The following is a 617-nucleotide window of genomic DNA, read 5'->3' on the forward strand; positions in this document are numbered from 1 at the left end:
TGCATCACGCCAATAGGGGTAATAGTGATAGGCCATTTCCGCAAAGTTGATCAGGCGGCGCTGATCGGCGGCGGTATCGAAGACCGGGGGCAGCGGCAGTTCAAAGGCCTGATCTCCGAGGGCCGCGACCAGTTCATCGAAAGCCTCGTGAATCTGCGGATCGGCCTTTTCCCAGCCCGGCGGGCGCACGAAGCCGAACACCGGCGCGATGGGCGGCGTCGACATGGCTTGCTGATGCAGCGCGGGGGCCGGGGCAAGGCGGGTAGCGGAATCTTCGGGGTCGTGGCCGAAAAGCACTTCGGCAAGCAGCGCGCTGCCCGAGGGATCGGCGGCGAATACCCCCACCGTGTCGAGCGAGGGCGACTGGGTCAGGACACCTCGGCGCGGGATCGCGCCGAAGGTCGGCTTGAACCCGGTCACGCCGCAATAGGACGCGGGGCGGATGACGGAACCGCCGGTTTGGGTGCCGATGGCAAGGGGTACCATCCCGGCGGCCACGGCAGCCGCCGACCCCTGCGAGGAGCCGCCCGGCGTATGCGCGGTGTTATGGGGGTTCGCCGTCTTTCCCGGGTCCATGAAGGCAAGTTCGGTCGTGACCGTCTTGCCCATGATGATTG

At 66.6% G+C, this 617-nt stretch carries 1 protein-coding gene; it reads right to left on the bottom strand.

What is annotated here, in order from left to right; all coding sequences use genetic code 11:
- Window positions 1-617, bottom strand: a 617-nt coding sequence (locus A3728_RS12935; RefSeq protein ID WP_150120780.1) for an amidase family protein, incomplete at both ends; no start/stop codon positions are given.

The organism is Sulfitobacter sp. HI0040 (genome assembly GCF_001634885.1).
In the GTDB taxonomy this organism is placed as follows: domain Bacteria; phylum Pseudomonadota; class Alphaproteobacteria; order Rhodobacterales; family Rhodobacteraceae; genus Sulfitobacter.